This window comes from Streptomyces sp. adm13(2018) (assembly GCF_008042145.1).
In the GTDB taxonomy this organism is placed as follows: Bacteria; Actinomycetota; Actinomycetes; order Streptomycetales; family Streptomycetaceae; genus Streptomyces.
On sequence record NZ_RDBH01000004.1, the window covers coordinates 1 to 15366 of the forward strand.

Annotated in this window: 14 protein-coding genes and 2 pseudogenes; 4 read left to right on the forward strand and 12 right to left on the reverse strand. The window is 72.4% G+C overall.

Going from position 1 to position 15366, the window contains the following annotated elements; translation table 11 throughout:
* From EAO70_RS00315 to EAO70_RS00335, 5 genes are all read right to left on the reverse strand, one after another.
* Nucleotides 1-574: cellulose binding domain-containing protein (locus EAO70_RS00315; protein WP_315986190.1), on the reverse strand; the 574-nt coding region annotated here is incomplete at its 3' end.
* 174 nt (nucleotides 575-748) lie between these two features.
* Nucleotides 749-2254: a beta-N-acetylhexosaminidase gene (locus tag EAO70_RS00320; RefSeq protein ID WP_148001020.1), complete on the reverse strand. Its 1506-nt coding sequence runs from the start codon at nucleotides 2252-2254 to the stop codon at nucleotides 749-751.
* A 9-nt stretch (nucleotides 2255-2263) separates the two neighbouring features.
* Entirely contained in the window at nucleotides 2264-3097 is an 834-nt protein-coding gene (locus tag EAO70_RS00325; RefSeq protein ID WP_148001021.1) for a carbohydrate ABC transporter permease, read from the reverse strand.
* Nucleotides 3094-3999 (reverse strand): carbohydrate ABC transporter permease, encoded by a 906-nt coding sequence (locus EAO70_RS00330; protein ID WP_148001032.1) that lies wholly within the window; start codon nucleotides 3997-3999, stop codon nucleotides 3094-3096. The genes EAO70_RS00325 and EAO70_RS00330 overlap by 4 nt, the downstream gene beginning before the upstream one ends.
* Before the next feature lie 164 nt (nucleotides 4000-4163).
* Nucleotides 4164-5423: an extracellular solute-binding protein gene (locus EAO70_RS00335; protein ID WP_148001022.1), complete on the reverse strand. Its 1260-nt coding sequence runs from the start codon at nucleotides 5421-5423 to the stop codon at nucleotides 4164-4166.
* A gap of 179 nt (nucleotides 5424-5602) precedes the next feature.
* On the opposite strand from EAO70_RS00335, the gene EAO70_RS00340 reads away from it, so the two are divergent.
* Together EAO70_RS00340 and EAO70_RS00345 are read left to right on the forward strand one after the other, a co-directional pair.
* On the forward strand, nucleotides 5603-6370 hold the full coding sequence (locus EAO70_RS00340; protein WP_148001023.1) for a GntR family transcriptional regulator: 768 nt from the start codon (nucleotides 5603-5605) through the stop codon (nucleotides 6368-6370).
* Nucleotides 6371-6405: 35 nt separating this feature from the next.
* Nucleotides 6406-7215: a GntR family transcriptional regulator gene (locus EAO70_RS00345; RefSeq protein WP_148001024.1), complete on the forward strand. Its 810-nt coding sequence runs from the start codon at nucleotides 6406-6408 to the stop codon at nucleotides 7213-7215.
* Between the two features lie 36 nt (nucleotides 7216-7251).
* Here the strand turns inward: EAO70_RS00345 and EAO70_RS00350 are convergent, their stop codons facing one another.
* The gene (locus tag EAO70_RS00350) at nucleotides 7252-8499 is read right to left on the reverse strand and encodes an extracellular solute-binding protein (RefSeq protein ID WP_148001025.1); all 1248 of its coding nucleotides are present in this window, start codon (nucleotides 8497-8499) and stop codon (nucleotides 7252-7254) included.
* Nucleotides 8500-8855: 356 nt separating this feature from the next.
* On the opposite strand from EAO70_RS00350, the gene EAO70_RS00355 reads away from it, so the two are divergent.
* The gene (locus EAO70_RS00355; protein ID WP_148001026.1) at nucleotides 8856-9896 is read left to right on the forward strand and encodes a vWA domain-containing protein; all 1041 of its coding nucleotides are present in this window, start codon (nucleotides 8856-8858) and stop codon (nucleotides 9894-9896) included.
* Nucleotides 9897-10031: 135 nt separating this feature from the next.
* On the opposite strand, the gene EAO70_RS00360 is transcribed toward EAO70_RS00355, so the two are convergent.
* Both EAO70_RS00360 and EAO70_RS00365 read right to left on the reverse strand, forming a co-directional pair.
* Entirely contained in the window at nucleotides 10032-10250 is a 219-nt protein-coding gene (locus EAO70_RS00360) for a dodecin (protein WP_148001027.1), read from the reverse strand.
* Nucleotides 10251-10348: 98 nt separating this feature from the next.
* Nucleotides 10349-10840: a hypothetical protein gene (locus EAO70_RS00365; RefSeq protein ID WP_148001028.1), complete on the reverse strand. Its 492-nt coding sequence runs from the start codon at nucleotides 10838-10840 to the stop codon at nucleotides 10349-10351.
* A gap of 287 nt (nucleotides 10841-11127) precedes the next feature.
* On the opposite strand from EAO70_RS00365, the pseudogene EAO70_RS00370 reads away from it, so the two are divergent.
* A pseudogene (locus EAO70_RS00370) lies at nucleotides 11128-12135 on the forward strand (MsnO8 family LLM class oxidoreductase); the annotation flags it as partial.
* 336 nt (nucleotides 12136-12471) lie between these two features.
* Here EAO70_RS00370 and EAO70_RS40170 read toward each other — a convergent pair.
* The 4 genes and pseudogenes from EAO70_RS40170 to EAO70_RS00390 all read right to left on the reverse strand — a co-directional run.
* Nucleotides 12472-12876: pseudogene (locus EAO70_RS40170) on the reverse strand (4'-phosphopantetheinyl transferase family protein); the annotation flags it as partial.
* A gap of 4 nt (nucleotides 12877-12880) precedes the next feature.
* Entirely contained in the window at nucleotides 12881-13090 is a 210-nt protein-coding gene (locus tag EAO70_RS00380) for an MbtH family protein (RefSeq protein WP_148001029.1), read from the reverse strand.
* A gap of 96 nt (nucleotides 13091-13186) precedes the next feature.
* On the reverse strand, nucleotides 13187-14431 hold the full coding sequence (gene ccrA, locus EAO70_RS00385; RefSeq protein WP_148001030.1) for a crotonyl-CoA carboxylase/reductase: 1245 nt from the start codon (nucleotides 14429-14431) through the stop codon (nucleotides 13187-13189).
* Nucleotides 14431-15366 (reverse strand): alpha/beta fold hydrolase (locus EAO70_RS00390; protein WP_148001031.1); only part of this gene is annotated, 936 nt, incomplete at its 5' end. The genes EAO70_RS00390 and ccrA, both read right to left, overlap by 1 nt.

The window sequence follows — 15366 nt, forward strand, 5'->3', positions numbered from 1 at the left end:
GCTCGTTGCCCGCCGGCGCGGTGCCCCAGACCTGTACGCCGCCCACGGTCGCCGTGACCTTGGACCAGTTGGCGTACGTCGTCTGGGCCGGACCGAAGGAGTAGTCGTCGTTCTGGTTCAGCGACTGCCAGTTGGAGCGGTGGAAACGGAGCTGCATGTCGCCGGTGTTCGCGCCGGGTGCGAGGGACCCGGCGCCGGCGGTGAAGCCGATCTCCAGGTAGCGGTCGGCGGTCGCGGTGGGGTTGGCGAGGGTGCCGAAGGTACCGGTGAGGTTCGCGCAGCCCTTCACGGCCCAGGAGCAGGCGTAGGTGTACGAGGCTCCCGCGTCGGCCTTGAAGTAGTAGCGGACCTTGACCTGACTCAGCGGCACGCTCGACGCGCCGGTGTTGACCACCTTGAGCCAGGGCTCCACCTGGTCGCCGCCGGTCGAGCTCTGCCGGTACTGGACGGCGAGCGCCTCACCGGCGGCGGCCGCCGGGAGGGCGGTGAGGGCGGTGGCGCCGAGCCCGGTCACCGCGGCGACGGCGAGCGCGGCACGGATCCGCAGGTTCCTGTTCCTGGTGGGGTCGTTCATGGTGGTTCCTCTCCTGGGACGGGGTGGGGCGGAGGTACGGACGGGTGGTGCGGCTGACGTACGCGCGGACGGGACCGGCGTACGAGCAGGCGGGGAGGCGCGCGGGCGGGCTCACGGCGCGAAGCCGCTCACGGGCCCGGCGCGTGCGCGGGCGCGCTCAGGGAGTGGACGCGCTCAGGGAGTGGACGCGAGGAGCGCCGCGGGCGCGGGGGGCAGCCGGCGGGGCACCCCGAGCGCGTCGAGCCGCGTCCGGTGGTGCCGCAGGCGCTCCTGGAAGCCCGGCCAGTCGTGGCGGCCGGTCCAGACGACCTCGGCGAGCGCGCAGAGCCGGGGGAAGGTGAGGTACTCGGCGTGCGCGGTGGTGGGCACGTACTCGGTCCACAGCTGTACCTGGGAGCCGAGGACCTGGGCGGCCTCCTCGGGGGTCCAGTCGGCCGGCGCCGGTTCGTTGCCGTGCACGGTGCGCAGGTCGACGACCTCGCCGGCCTGTCCGGGCGGCTCGGCGGGGCTGGCCGACTGGGGGTAGTCGAGGTAGGTGGTGCGATGGGGCGCCATGATGACGCGGTGCCCGCGCCGGACGGCCGTCCGCCCGTGGTCGGCGTCGCGCCAGGGCATGACGGTGAAGTACGGCGGGAGGTCCGCCCCGTTCTCCGTCCAGCTCAGCGGCAGCCGGCCCGCGTCGAGCAGATGGCGTCCGATCCGCTCCATGAACCAGCCGTGCAGGGCCGCGGGTCCCGGCAGACCCTCCTCGGCAACCCTGCGCAGCGCGGCCGGGGCGTGGTGCCACTCGGTGGTGGGGCACTCCTCGCCGCCGATGTGCACGTACGGGGAGGGGAAGACCTCCATGACCTCGTCCAGGACCGTGCGGCAGAAGTCGAGGGCGCCGTCGTGGACGCCGAGGATCGTGTCGCACACGCCCCACCGGTCCCAGACCTCGTAGCTGCGGCAGGGGTGGTTGCCCAGCTCGGGGTAGGCGGCGAGCGCCGCGCGGACGTGCCCCGGCATCTCGATCTCGGGCACGACGGTGACCCCCCGCTCCGCCGCGTACGCCACGAGTCCGGCGAGTTCCGCCCGGGTGTAGGCGCCGCCGTGCGGCAGCCCGCCGACCTCGGTGAGCCGGGGGAGCGCCGCGACCGGCATGCGCCAGCCCTGGTCGTCGGTGAGATGGAGGTGGAGGACGTTGAGCTTGTGGAGGGCGAGGAGGTCGACGTACCGCCGCAGGTAGGAGACGGGGCGGAAGCGCCGCGCGACGTCGAGCATGGAGCCGCGCCAGGGGAAGCGCGGGATGTCGGTGATCTGCACGCAGGGCACCGACCAGGCGACGCCCGCGACGGGTTCGGCGCGCAGGGCTTCGACGGGCAGCAGCTGGCGGAGGGTCTGCACGCCGGCCAGGAGGCCCTGGGGCCGGGCGGCCCGCAGCAGGACGCCCTCGGTGCCGACGGTCAGGCCGTATCCCTCCTCGCCGAGACCGGTGAGGGCGCGGTCGAGCGCCAGGACGACGGAGCCGTCCGCGCGGGAGGGCAGCGGCAGGCCGGTGGCCGGGCCGAGCAGGGTGCGCAGCAGTCCCGCGGCGCCCTCGGCGCCCGGCGAGACCTTCAGGGCGGTCGCCGTGTCGAAGGTGAACGTGCCTGGCAGAAGCTGGAGTTGGGTGGGTTCGGGGACGAGTCGGGGCTGGGGCATCGAGGTGGGTTATCCCTTCACGGCTCCGCCGGTCATTCCGGCGGCGACCCGGCCCTGCAGGACCAGGAAGAGGACGAGGACGGGCAGGGCGAAGAGGGTGGAGGCGGCCATGGTGGCGCCCCAGTCGGTGCCGAAGACGTTCGAGAAGGACGACAGCCAGACGGGCAGGGTCCGGTCGTCCTGGTTCTTGATGATGAGCATGTTGGCGAAGGCGAACTCGTTCCAGGCGGTGATGAACCCGAAGAGCGAGGTCGCGAGCAGTCCGGGCGCGAGCAGCGGAAGGGTCACCCGGCGGAACGCGGCGGTGCGGGTGCAGCCGTCGACCTGGGCCGCCTCCTCCAGTTCGGGCGGGACCGCGGCGAGGAAGGAGCGGAGGGTCACGATGGTGAAGGGCAGGGTGACCATGAAGTAGACGAGGCTGAGGGTCGCGAGCCGGTCGAGCAGGTCGGCGTCCCGGGCGATCACGTACATCGGGATCAGCAGGGCCTCCCAGGGTGCCACCTGGGCGATGAACACCATGAGGATGAAGCCCCGCCGGCCGCGCCAGTTCATCCGGGCGACGGCGAACGCGGCGGCGAGCGCCACCACCAGGGCGAGCACGACGCAACCGGCGGTCACGAGCAGGCTGTTGCGCCAGAACATCCAGAACCCGTCGGCGGCCACGGCGTGCCGGAAGTGCTCCAGGGTGACGGAGCCGGGCAGGAACCGGGGGGTCTCGGACTGGATGTCGCGGGTCGGCCGGAAGGCCGTGAGGACCATCCAGTACACCGGGAACACGGCCAGGACGAAGACGAGCGCCGCCGCGGTGTTCAGGGGGAGTCGGCGCAGGGCGCGCGGGGTCACCGGTCGGCCTCCTGTCGGAGCATCTGGCGGAAGTAGGCGATGAGCACGGCCACGAGGAGGAGGACGGTGAGCGTGGAGACCGCCGCTCCGAGGTCGTAGCGGTGCAGTGACTGGGCCACGCGGTAGGCGTACACGGGCAGGGTGGTCGTCGCGTCGCCCGGGCCGCCCTTGGTCACGGCCCAGATCTGCGCGAAGCAGCGGAAGACCCAGATGACCTCCAGGCAGAGGACGAGCCCGAAGATCGGGCGCAGCAGGGGCAGGGTGACCGAGAGGAAGATCCGCCGGCCGCCGGCGCCGTCGAGCCGCGCCGACTCGTACAGCTCGGCGGGGACGGTCAGCAGCGCAGAATGCAGGGTGATCGCGGCGAAGGGCACCGACTGCCAGACCACCAGGAGGACCAGGACGGTGAACGCCGCGGGGCCGTCCGCCAGCCACGAGTAGCCCTCGAAGGACTCGAACCCGAGCTGTACGAGGACCCAGTTGACCACTCCGAGGCGGGAGGCGAAGAGCCACTGGAAGACGGTCGTGGTGGCGATGACCGGGCTGGCCCAGGCGAGGACCAGGCCCGTCGTCACGAGGATCCGCATCCGCTTGCCGAGCCGCTGCATCATCAGCGCGACCAGGGTGCCGATCACCATGATGAGGACGACGTTGACCAGGGTCCACCAGAAGGTGCGCCGGACGACCTCCCAGAACTCGGGGTCGGCGAGCACGGTCCGGTAGTTGCTCAGCCCCACGAACGAGGCCTCGCCGCGGATGAGTTCGCCCAGGCCGTACTCCTGGAAGGAGATCAGCAGGTTGCGGACGAAGGGGTAGCCGAGGAGGAGCAGACCGCCGAGGACGGTGGGGGCGACCAGGAGGTAGGGCCAGAAGGCGCCCCGCCCCGACGGGCCGCCGCCCACCGCGGGACGGCCGGGTCCGTCCGGCCGTCCCCCGGACCGCCTTCCGGGCCGCTTTCCGGGGCGCCCCGCGATCCTTCGGCCGGTCCGCCCGTCCGGGAGGCTGTCCGAGGCGGCCGGGTCGAGCGTGCTGCGGAGCTGTCCCACCGGCGGGCTCACGGGTCCGCTCACGAGCCGAGGGTCTTGGTGATGCTCTGCGAGGCGGCCGCGGCCGCCTGCGCGGGATCGGTGCCGGTGAGCACCGCCGTCATGTACTGCTTGATCGGGTTGGTGGCCTCGACGGCCGCCCACTGCGGGGAGTTCGGGGTCGCCCGGCCCTGCGCCGCGCCCGCTGCCATGGCGGCCGTCCCCTCGTCGTCCTGGATCACACGGGCGAGCGAGGTGCGGTTGGGCACGTAGCTCATCGTCCGGGCCATGTCGGTCTGCCACTTCTCGCCCGCCAGCGCCTTGACCACCTCGTACGCGGCCTCGGGGTGGGTGGAGGCCTCCGGCACGATCAGGTCCGAGCCGCCGGTGAAGACCGCGCCGGGCGTGCCCGCGGTCTTGCCGGGGACCGGGAAGAAGCCGAGCTTGCCCTTGAGCGCCGGGTTGATCTCCTCGACGATCTTGGCTCCGCCCGGTACCGCGATGATCTGCGCGACCTCGCCCTTGGCGAAGACCTCGGCCTGCGGGGGCTTGGCCTCGTCGGAGTCCTTGGGGCCCTTGCCCAGGGCCTGGAGCCGCCGGTAGAAGTCCATGCCGGCGCGCGCCTGCGGGGAGTCGAGCGAGCCCTTCCACCCGGCCCCGTCCTTGACGGCCAGGTCGCCACCCTCCTCCCAGACGAACCCGGAGAGGGTGTACCAGTTCTGGCCGGGCAGGTAGATGCCCTGGGTCCGGCCCCGGTTCAGCCGGGCCGTGACGGCGAGCCACTCGGCCTGTGTCTTCGGGGGAGTGGTCACCCCGGCCCGGGCGAAGAGGTCCTTGTGGTAGATCACGACCCGGTTGGCCGCGTACCAGGGGATGCCGTACTGCTTTCCCTCGACCTTGCCCGGCTCGGCGAGTCCCGGCAGCCAGTCCGCGCCGTTCAGCTCGGCCGTCCGGTCGGTGAGGTCGCGGACGCCGCCGCTCGCCGCGTACTGCGCGACCTGGGTGTTGCCCACCTCGATGACGTCCGGGGCGTCCTTGCTGGCGAGGGCGGCCGTGACCTTCTCACCGATGCCGTCCCACTCCTGGATCTGGATGTCCAGGTCGATGTCCTTGTGCTCCGCCTCGAAGCCGGTGCGGAAGCGGTCGAGGAAGGCGTCGGTGACGCTGTCCTTCATGATCCATACGGTGACCTTCTCCGGGCCGCCGGAGGCTGCCGGGTCGCCCGATCCGCCACAGGCCGTGGCGGTGAGGGCGACGGCCGCCGCGAGGGCGACGGAGCCGGCGAGGGGACGAGTCTTCACGGGCACCTCGATGCGTGGTTGACCAATTGGTCAAGTGGTCAGGTGTGTGAGCAGAAGGTGGCACGCTCGGCGGGAGCCGTCAATCCCTTGAAAAACATGGGTTGTTCACGGGGTCTCTGGTCAACAGGTGCGGCTAGTATCGGATTTACCAGTTGACCAGTGAGATGAGGGTGGGCGGCATGAAGGACGGCTCCTCCAGCGGGGTGCTGAAGCGGGAGCGGGTACGGGAGCACCTGCTGGGCCTGATCGAGGCGGGCGGACCCGGCGACCCGATCCCGTCCGAGCGCACCCTCTGTGCCGCTCTCGGCGTCTCCCGGCCGACCCTGCGCGCGGCCGTCGACGAACTCGTCGCCACCGGCGCCCTGGTGCGGGAGCACGGCCGGGGGATGTTCGTCGCCCCCGCCAAGATCACCCAGCGGCTCGCCCCGGACGACGCGGCCTTCACCGTTCCCCGCGCGTCCGGCAGCTGGTCCAGCACCGTGCTGGAGTCCGCCACGATCCGGGCCGGCGCCCGCATCGGCCGCAGACTCAGGCTCTCACCGGCCGCCGAACTGCTCTACGTCGCCCGGCTGCGCCTGGTCGACGGCTCACCCATGGCCATCGAGCACCTGCACATCCCGGCGGACCTGGTGGGCGCCTCGCTCACCCCCGAGGAACTCGAAGCGGGAGACCTCTACGACCACCTGCGGGAGCACCACCGGGTCCACGTCCAGGAGGCCACTCAGTCGATCGAACCGACCGTGGTCAGCGAGGACGAGGCGGCGCTCCTGGACGTCCCCGTGCTCTCGCCCGCCCTGCTGATCGAGCGTCTCACCCTCGACACCGCGGGCCGTCCCGTCGAGTACGTGCACTCGGTCTACCGGGGCGACCGCTACCGCATCGTCTCCCGCCTCGACTTCACCCGCGACGGCCTCGTGACCTCCTCCACGGAGGGCGATGCATACTGACCCGCAGCGGAGCGGCGCACGAGGGAGGGGACGGCATGGAGCTGAAGCGGGAGCGGGTGCGCGAGCACCTCCTGACCGTGATCGAGAGCCGTCGCCCCGGCGACGCGATCCCGTCCGAGCGCACCCTCTGTACCGCCCTCGGCGTCTCCCGGCCGACCCTCCGCGCGGCCGTCGACGAACTCGTCGCCACGGGCCTGCTGGTACGGGAGCACGGCCGCGGCATGTTCGTCGCCCCGGACAAGATCACCCAGGAGCTGGTCGCCGAGCACCGGGCGGCCGGCGCGCCCCGGAGCGCGGGCGACTGGACCAGTACGGTGCTCGGGCTCCGCACCGTCCGGGCCGGCGCCCGCGTGGGCCGCAGGCTGGCGCTCTCCCCCGCCGCGGAACTCTTCCACGTGACCCGGCTGCGCAAGGTGGACGGCGCCCCGATCGCCCTGGAACACCTCCATGTCCCCGCCGACCTGGTCCCGGGTCTCACCGCCGCCGACATGGAGGGCGGCTTCTACGCCCATCTGCGGGACCGGCACGGCATCCGTCCCGCGCACGCGGTCCAGTCGATCGAACCGACCGTGCTGAGCGAGGAGGAGGCGGGCCTCCTCGACGTACCGGTGCTCTCGCCGGCGCTGCTCTTCGACCGCGTCACCTCCGACGCGGACGGCAGGCCGGTCGAGTACGTCCGCTCCCTCTACCGGGGTGACCGCTACCGCGTCGTCTCCCGACTCGCCCTCGCCGACGGCGCSGCCGGCGACCCGGCGGCGGACGCGGCACGGGGCGGGGCGTGGGCCGGACCGGTGAGCGGTGGTCCGGCTCCTTGTTTCTTCCGTGAGCGGCTGGATTCGACGTGACCGGCCGGGGGCCCGCGGGTGTGGAGGCGCTGAATGCTATTCCGCGAGGGTGTCCGTGATCTCGGCCGAGGCGGTCTGGGCGGCCTTCAGCGGGTCCTCGCCCTGGAGGACGGCCGTCATGTAGGGCTTGATGGGGTTGTCGGCCTCGACGTCGGCCCACTGCGGGGAGTTGGGGGTGGCGCGGCCGCGGGCGGCGGCCCGGGCCATGACGGCGGTGGCCTCCTGGCCGGCGACCACGGTGGCGAGGCTCTTCTTGTTGGGCACGTAGCCCATGGTGCGGGCGAGGTCGGTCTGCCACTTCTCGCCGGCGAGCGCCTTGACGACGTCGAGGGCGGCGCCGCGCTGGGGGGCGTTCTCCGGGATGATGAGGTCGGAGCCACCGGTGAAGACCGCGCAGGGCCGGCCCTCCTCGGCCCCGGGTATGGGGAAGTAGCCGAGCTTGTCCTTGAGGGCCGGGTTGGCCTGGACGATGGCGGCGACGGCGCTGGGCGCGGCGATGAGCTGGGCGACGTCGCCCTTGGCGAAGACGTCGGTCTGCGGCGGGTTCTGCTCGTCGGCGTCCTTGGGTCCGGAGCCGAGGGACTGGAGCTCCTTGTAGTAGGCCATGCCGCGCCGGGCCGCCGGGGTGTCGAGCGCGCCGACCCAGTCGCCGCCCTTGTCGACGGCGAGTTCGCCGCCCTCGTCCCAGACGAATCCGGCGAGGGTGTACCAGTCCTGGCCGGCCAGGTAGATGCCCTGGGAGCCCTTGCTGTTGAGCTTCTCGGTGTCGGTGAGCCACTGCTCGCGGGTGGCCGGCGGCTTGTCGATGCCGGCATCGGCGAACAGGTCCTTGTTGTAGATGACGATGCGGTTCGCCGCGTACCAGGGGATGCCGTACTGCGCGCCGCCGATGCTGCCGGGCTCGGCGAGGCCGGGGAGCCAGTCCTCGCTGCCGAGGTCGCGGACCGACTCCAGGGTGAGGTCGAAGAGCCGCTCGGTGTCGGCGTACTGGGCGACCTGGGTGTTGCCGACCTCGATGACGTCGGGGCCGCCGGGGCCGCTGATGGCCTCGGTGACCTTCTTCCCGATGCCGGTCCAGTCCTGGATGGTGACCTTGAGTTCGACGCCGTCGTGCTCCTCCTCGTACGCCTCGGTGAAGCGGTTGAGGAAGTCCTCGCTGACGCTGTTCCGCATGAGCCAGACGTTGACGGTCTTCGTCCCGCCGCCGCCCGGGAGCATCCCGCAGCCGGCGAGGGCGAGCGCTGTGGCGGCTGCCAGGGGGCAGGCCAGATGGCGGTTCTTCACGTGGGTCACCTTCTGCGGGGTTCAGCACAGGGTCGTGCGGGGCTGACCCGACATGGGGGGACCGAACGGGGTGTTCGCGCGGGTATGTGGCCTGGATTCTGGTCTGGACCAACGGGATGGTCAAGTCCTTGACCATCCCGTCCCCCGTCACAGACGCACCATCTGTTCTGTTACCGGCGGTAATTACCCGTCGGTCACCTTTGTGGTCGCACCTCCCGGCCGGCGTCACTCGGAATCACGCGGCCGGCGGCAGGTCACGGGGCGCCCCCCGCATGCGAACGCATGATCGATTGTCAGTGGTGGATGGGAACGTGGAGGCATCGGGTCGGAAGGCCCGCGAAACAGGGGGAGTTGCCATGTCCGGAAGCCAGAACTACATCAACCACGTCGCTCTCGTACTGGATGCCAGCTCGTCCATGTCGCACCTGAGCCGCAAGGTGGTCGACGTCGCCGACCAGCAGATCGCCTACCTCGCCCGCCGGTCACGGGAACTGGACCAGGAGACCCGCGTCACGGTGTACGTCTTCGCCGACACGGTGGAGTGCGTGATCTACGACAAGGACGTCCTGCGGATGCCGTCGCTGAAGCAGCTCTACCGGGTCGGCGGCATGACGGCCCTGCTGGCGGCCGCGCTGAAGTCGCAGCGGGAGCTCGCGCAGACGGCCCAGCTCTACGGCGACCACAGCTTCCTCACCTTCGTGCTCACCGACGGCCAGGAGAACGCCAGCCACCGCTGCCCCGACGCGCCCTCGAAGAGCGCGCGCGGACTCGTCGAGGCGGTGGCCCGGATGATCGAGACGCAGGAGGACAACTGGACGCTGGCCGTCCTGGTCCCGGACCAGGTGGGCAGGCGCGAGGCCGTCCAGAGCGGCTTCCCGAAGGACAACGTCGCCATCTGGGACGCCACCAGCACCCAAGGCCTCGAAGAGGCCGGGCAGGTCATCCAGGAGGCCACCGAGAAGTTCATGGTGGGCCGCACCAAGGGCATCCGCGGATCGCGCGCGGTGTTCTCGACGGGGGCTGACGCGGTGAACCCGGAGACGGTGAAGGCTGCCGGCCTCGCCGCCGTGGACCCGTCCGTGTACCGGCTGATCCCGGTGGCCCGCGACGCGGCCATCCGCGAATGGGTCGTCGAGTCCGGACACACGTACCGGACCGGGGGCGCCTTCTACCAGCTGAGCAAGTCGGAGAAGGTGCAGGCGAAGAAGCGGATCGCCGTACTGCAGAAGAAGACGGACCGGGTGTACACCGGGCCCGAGGCGCGCGCCCTGCTCGGACTGCCGGACGCCGAGGCCCGCGTCAGGCCCGACCACAACGACGACTTCACGATCTTCGTGCAGAGCACCAGCGTGAACCGGAAGCTGGTGCCGAACACCCGGCTGCTGCTGATGCTCTGAGCCGCTGCCGATGCTCTGCGCTGCCGCTGATGCCCTGAGAAGGCGCGGCGCGCCGGTGGCGGGGGCGGAGGTCCGCCCCGGCCACCGGTCACCCGCGGGTAGCCGGCCGGCAGGCAGGCAGGCCGGCAGACGGGGTCAGGCCTCCGGCTCCTCCAGCCGGAAGCCCACCTTCATGCCCACCTGGAAGTGGGCCACCTGACCGTCCTCGACATGACCTCGGATCTCCGTGACCTCGAACCAGTCGACCGAACGCAGCGTTTCGCAGGCGCGGGTGATCCCGTTCCGGATGGCGGTGTCCACGCCGTCCGAGGACGATCCGACGATCTCCGTGACGCGGTACACGTGGTCTCCCATGGCGGCCTCTCCTTAGGGTTCCGACTCCATCCACCCTGCACGGAAGCGGGGACCCCCGCGAGTCGAGCCGGAGCGGACCCCACGCCGCCCGGTCGCCGTCAGGTACGACCCTCCTTCTCCTGGGCCTCCCTCAGCTCCTCCGACGGGGTCGCCCACCCGGCGCGGACCACCGGGAAGCCGGCCTCCTCGGCGGCGTCGCAGACCAGCGGGTCGTCGTCGACGAGCATCCTGATCGCGCGGTCGGCCCCGAGCCGGCGGAGGGTCTCCACCTTGGTCACCCGGGCCGGCCGGAAGTCCCGGTGGCGGCGCATGTGCACCGGCCCCTCCGGGAGCCCCTGCGCGGCCAGCCAGGCCAGGGTGTCCCGGCGGCAGCGCTCCGGGCGCCCGGTCAGATACACGACGTCGCACTCCTCGGCCGCCTCCCGGCACAGCGCGATCCCCTCGTCCAGCGGCGGATCGTCGGGCGCCGCCGCGAAGAAGGCGTCCCAGTCCTTCGGGCGCCGTTCCAGGAAGCGCTGGCGGTGGGCGGTGGCGGCCAGCGTGTTGTCGAGGTCGAAGACGGCCAGAGGCCGGAGGTTGTCCGCGGTCACGCGGGCCAGCCTAGGCCGTGTCTTCCGGATCTTGCCGGTCGAGCCCGCGTCGTCCGGTGCCGTGCGTCGCACGGCGGAGAGGTACCCGCGTACGGGACGTACCCGGGTGCCTCGACAACGCGGCGAGGTGCGGTGCCGGGCGGCGCGGGTCAGGCAGGATCCGGAAGAGACGGCCCAGGGGGTGCCTTGTCGGTCAGGCCGGTCACGGCGGGGCTCGCCGGGACCCGGTGCGCCGGACCGGGAGCGCGCTCCGGAAATCCCTCCCGCACCGGGACGTTGAACTCCCTGTGAGCACCTTTCCCGGCGGCGTCCGCTTCTCCGTCCTCGACCGCTCCCGCACCCGGGAGGGCGAGGACGCCCCGCGGGCGCTGCGCGACACCGTGGACCTCGCCCGGGAGGTCGAAGCCCTCGGCTACCACCGCTTCTGGGTGTCGGAGCACCACAGCGTGCCCGGCGTGGCCGGTTCGGCGCCGACGGTCCTCGCGGCCGCCGTGGCCGCCGCCACGTCCCGCATCCGGGTCGGCACGGGTGGGGTGATGCTCCCCAACCACCAGCCGCTGGTCGTGGCGGAGCAGTTCGGTGTCCTGGAGTCCCTGTTCCCCGGCCGGATCGACATGGGCGTCGGCCGCTCGGTCGGCTTCACCGACGGCATCCGGCGCGCGCTCGGACGGGACAAGGAGGACGCCGACCGGTTCGGCGAACAGCTCGTCGAGCTGCTCGGCTGGTTCACGGGAGAGCAGTCCGCCCACCCTCAGGTGCACGCCCGGCCCGCCGAGGGACTGCGGGTGCCGCCGTTCGTGCTGGCGACCGGAGAGGGCGCGTCCCTCGCCGCGGCGACCGGGCTGCCCCTGGTCATCGGGGACCTCCGCGGCCGCGACCGGCTGCTCGCCGCCGTCGAGACGTACCGCTCCTCCTTCCGCCCCTCGGCGTGGTCGCCCGAGCCGTACGTGGTGATCGCCGGGACGGTCGCGGTGGCCGCGACCGAGGCGGCGGCCCGGCGGCTCCTGATGCCGGAGGCCTGGTCGCTCGCCCACGCGCGCACCCTGGGCGCCTTCCCGCCGCTCCTCGCGCCCGGGGCGATCGACGGGCTCACGATGACGGAGAGGCAGCGCGGGTTCTACGAGTCGGGGCTGACCGGCCATGTGCACGGCACGGCGGAGCAGGTGGCCACGGCGCTGGGGCAGGCGGTGCGGGAGACCGGGGCGCAGGAGGTGCTGGTCACGACGAGTACGTACGACCGGACGGCGCTGAGCGAGTCGTACCGGGGGCTCGCGGCGGCGGTCGGCCTGGGCTCGCCCCCGCCGACGCCGACTGGGTCGGCCGCCTCCCCGCGGCGGACCGGGTCCCCGCCTTCTACTGGCTCTGGACCCAGAAGGAGGCCGTCGGCAAGGCCCGCGGCCACGGACTCGCCCGCGGCGGGTGGCGGGGTCCAGTGCGCGGGGTGGGGCAGCGGCTGGGTGAGCCCGCCGCGGGCGAGTCCGTGGCCGCGGGCCTTGCCGACGGCCTCCTTCTGGGTCCAGAGCCAGTAGAAGGCGGGGACCCGGTCCGCCGCGGGGAGGCGGCCGACCCAGTCGGGTCCAGTGCGCGGGGTGGGGCAGCGGCTGGGTGAGCCCGCCGCGGGCGAGTCCGTGGCCGCGGGCCTTGCCGACGGCCTCCTTCTGGGTCCAGAGCCAGTAGAAGGCGGGGACCCGGTCCGCCGCGGGGAGGCGGCCGACCCAGTCGGCGTCGGCGGGGGCGAGCCAGCGCCGGGCCATGGCGAGGGCGGGCAGCGGCCGTACGGTCTCGATGTCGACGCCGACCGGGGTCCGGGCCAGTGCCACGGCCCGGGCTCCCGGACTGTGGCTCACGCTCACGTGGAGCCGGGCCGCGTCTCCGGTGAGCCGGGGGCGGCCGCCGGGGTCGTGGGCGAACCCGATGCGATGGAGCGGGCTGCCGGTGAGCTCCGCGGCGGCGCGCAGCAGCGTGGTGTGCGCCGCGCGCCGTTCGCCGGAGGCGACGGGGCCCCAGAGCACCAGGACAGGCTCGGGGCCGGTCACCGGGTCAGGACGCCATCGCGCGGACGAGGCTCTTGGGGCGCATGTCCGTCCAGTGGGCCTCGATGTGGTCGAGGCACGCCTGGCGGTCGCTCTCCCCGAGGGCGACCTCCCAGCCGGCCGGGACCTCGGCGAAGTCCGGCCACAGGGAGTACTGGCCTTCGTCGTTCACGAGGACGAGGTAGCGGCCGTCGGCGTTCTCGAACGGGTTCGTCATTTCTTTTCCCTTTTCCTTTTCCGAAGCGATTTCTTGTTTCCGTCGCCATTCTTTCTAACCAATCGGAGAAAGATCGGCAACCCTTCACGAGGGAATTCAGCGCATATCCGTGAGGCCGGGTTCCGGCGCGTTCACGAGGACCGCCACGTTGCCGGGCGGCTGCTTGTTCTCGTAGACCATCTGGTGCGCCCGGCCGATCTCGTCGAACGGCAGGGCGAGGCTGAGGCAGGGGTCGATGTGGCCGGCCGCGACGAGCTCGATGATCGCAGCGGTCTGGCGTACATTGGCGGCGTGCGAGCCCTGCAGCCGCTTCTGGAACATCCAGAGGAACCGCAGGTCGATATCGCCGTTGTAGCCGCTGGTACCGGCGCAGGTGACAACCATGCCGGCCCGGTCGCAGACGTAGACCGAGGTGGGGAGGGTGGCCCGGCCCGGATGCTCCAGGACAATGGCGGGGTCCCTGCGCTCGCCGAGCGCGTCCCAGAAGGCGCGGCCGAAGGAACGGACCCCCGAGAGCCATTCCCGGTAGGCGACGGTGTCGCTCGAATCGGGCAGCCGACCCCAGTGGTCGAATTCATTCCGATTGATGACGCCGTGCGCCCCCAGGCGCTTACAGTAGTCGAATTTGTCGTCGTCCGACACCACGGCGACGGGAATTCCGCCGAAGTATTTCACGATCTGTATCGCCATGGAGCCCAGGCCGCCGGCGCCGCCCCAGACGAGGACGGGGTCGCCCGGCCGGACCGTGTGCGGGTGCCAGCCCATGAGCATGCGGTACGAGGTGGAGCCGCCGCCGAGGAAGCAGCCGGCCTCCTCCCAGGTGAGGTGCGGGGGCTTCTTGTGGCACTGGTACTCGTCGGCCACGGTGAACTGGGCGAAGGAGCCGTGGTTGGACTCGTAGCCCCAGGCCCGCTGGGATCGGGAGGCGGTCGGGTCGGTGCCGAGGCGGATGTCGGGGGCCGACTCGTCCCAGGCGACGCCGCCGACGATGACGTGGTCGCCGACCTTCAGCTGCTTCACCCCCTCGCCGACGGCCCAGACCACGCCGGCTCCCTCGGATCCGGCGATGTGGAAGTCGAGCGGGTCGCCGGCCCGTTGGCGGTCGGCGATGACGTCGGCGGGGGTGCCGAGTCCGGCCCAGACGCCGTTGTAGTTGATGCCGGCGGCCATCACCCAGATGAGGACCTGCCCGCGGCCGACCGGGGGCACCTCCACCGTCTCGACCTGGATCGACTGCTCCGGCGGCCCGTACCGCTCGCGGCGGATCACGCCGGCGTGCATGTGGCGAGGCACCTCGCCCAGGGGCGGTGTCTCCCCCAGCGCGTACAACTCCCGGGTCATCAGATGTCCTTCCGTGTGGTGCGGTTGTTCAGATGGGCGGCGATCGCGGCGCCGACGACGGCCAGCGGTTCGGGCCGCAGCATGTCCTCGTGACGGCAGTCGACCGGGTGGACGGCGATGGTGCCGGCGACGTACGGGCGCCAGCGGTCGGCCTTCTCGGCCGTGGCGGCCGCGGGGAGGGACTCAGGTCCGGGTCGGGAACCCCGGCCGCCCGCACCGCCGTTCGCGACGAAGAGGATCAGGTCGCCCCCGAAGCGGCGCGGGGCGAAGCCCGCCCGCAGTTCGACGCCGGTGCGGTACGCGTCGACGAGGGCGCCGACGCGGTCGGCGAGCAGGGCCGCGAGCGGTCCGCCGCGGGCCCGCAGGAGCGCGGCGCCCGCCTCGGGGGTGAGCTCCTCATCGCCGCGGTCCGGGCCGACACCCGCCGCGTCCAGGAGGGCGCCGAGGACCCGCGGCGCCGGGGGAACGGTCACCGGGTCGCCGGTCCGCGCCGGGTAGGAGTCCAGGACCGCGACGGTCGCGACCTCCTCGCCGTCCTCCTCCAGGAGGACCGCCGCCGCCTGGGCGACCAGGCCGCCGAGCGACCAGCCCACCAGGTGGTAGGGGCCGGTCGGCCGGACGGCGCGGATCCGCTCCACGTAGTCGGCGGCGGCCTCCTCCAGGCTCACCGGGCGGTGGCCGGGCTCGGCGAAGGCACGGGCCTGGAGGCCGTACACCGGGTGGCCGGCCGGCAGGTGCCGCAGCAGGGCCGCGTACCGCCAGCTCAGGCCGCCCGCGGCGTGGAAGCAGAAGACCGGCGGAAGGTCGCCCCGGGTGCGCAGCGGCAGCAGGACGTCGAGCGCTCCGGCGGCCGGGTCCTCATCGTCCAGGGCGGCGGCGAGTCCGGCGACCGTGGGAGCCAGGAACAGGGCCTGGATGCCGAGTTCGACGCCGCG

Excerpts from the sequence above, each read along its gene's own strand:
- EAO70_RS00320 (WP_148001020.1), bottom strand. The coding sequence starts at position 2,254 with ATGCCCCAGCCCCGACTCGTCCCCGAACCCACCCAACTCCAGCTTCTG.
- EAO70_RS00340 (WP_148001023.1), top strand. The coding sequence starts at position 5,603 with ATGAAGGACGGCTCCTCCAGCGGGGTGCTGAAGCGGGAGCGGGTACGG.
- EAO70_RS00355 (WP_148001026.1), top strand. The coding sequence starts at position 8,856 with ATGTCCGGAAGCCAGAACTACATCAACCACGTCGCTCTCGTACTGGAT.
- EAO70_RS00360 (WP_148001027.1), bottom strand. The coding sequence starts at position 10,250 with ATGGGAGACCACGTGTACCGCGTCACGGAGATCGTCGGATCGTCCTCG.
- EAO70_RS00380 (WP_148001029.1), bottom strand. The coding sequence starts at position 13,090 with ATGACGAACCCGTTCGAGAACGCCGACGGCCGCTACCTCGTCCTCGTG.
- ccrA (WP_148001030.1), bottom strand. The coding sequence starts at position 14,431 with ATGACCCGGGAGTTGTACGCGCTGGGGGAGACACCGCCCCTGGGCGAG.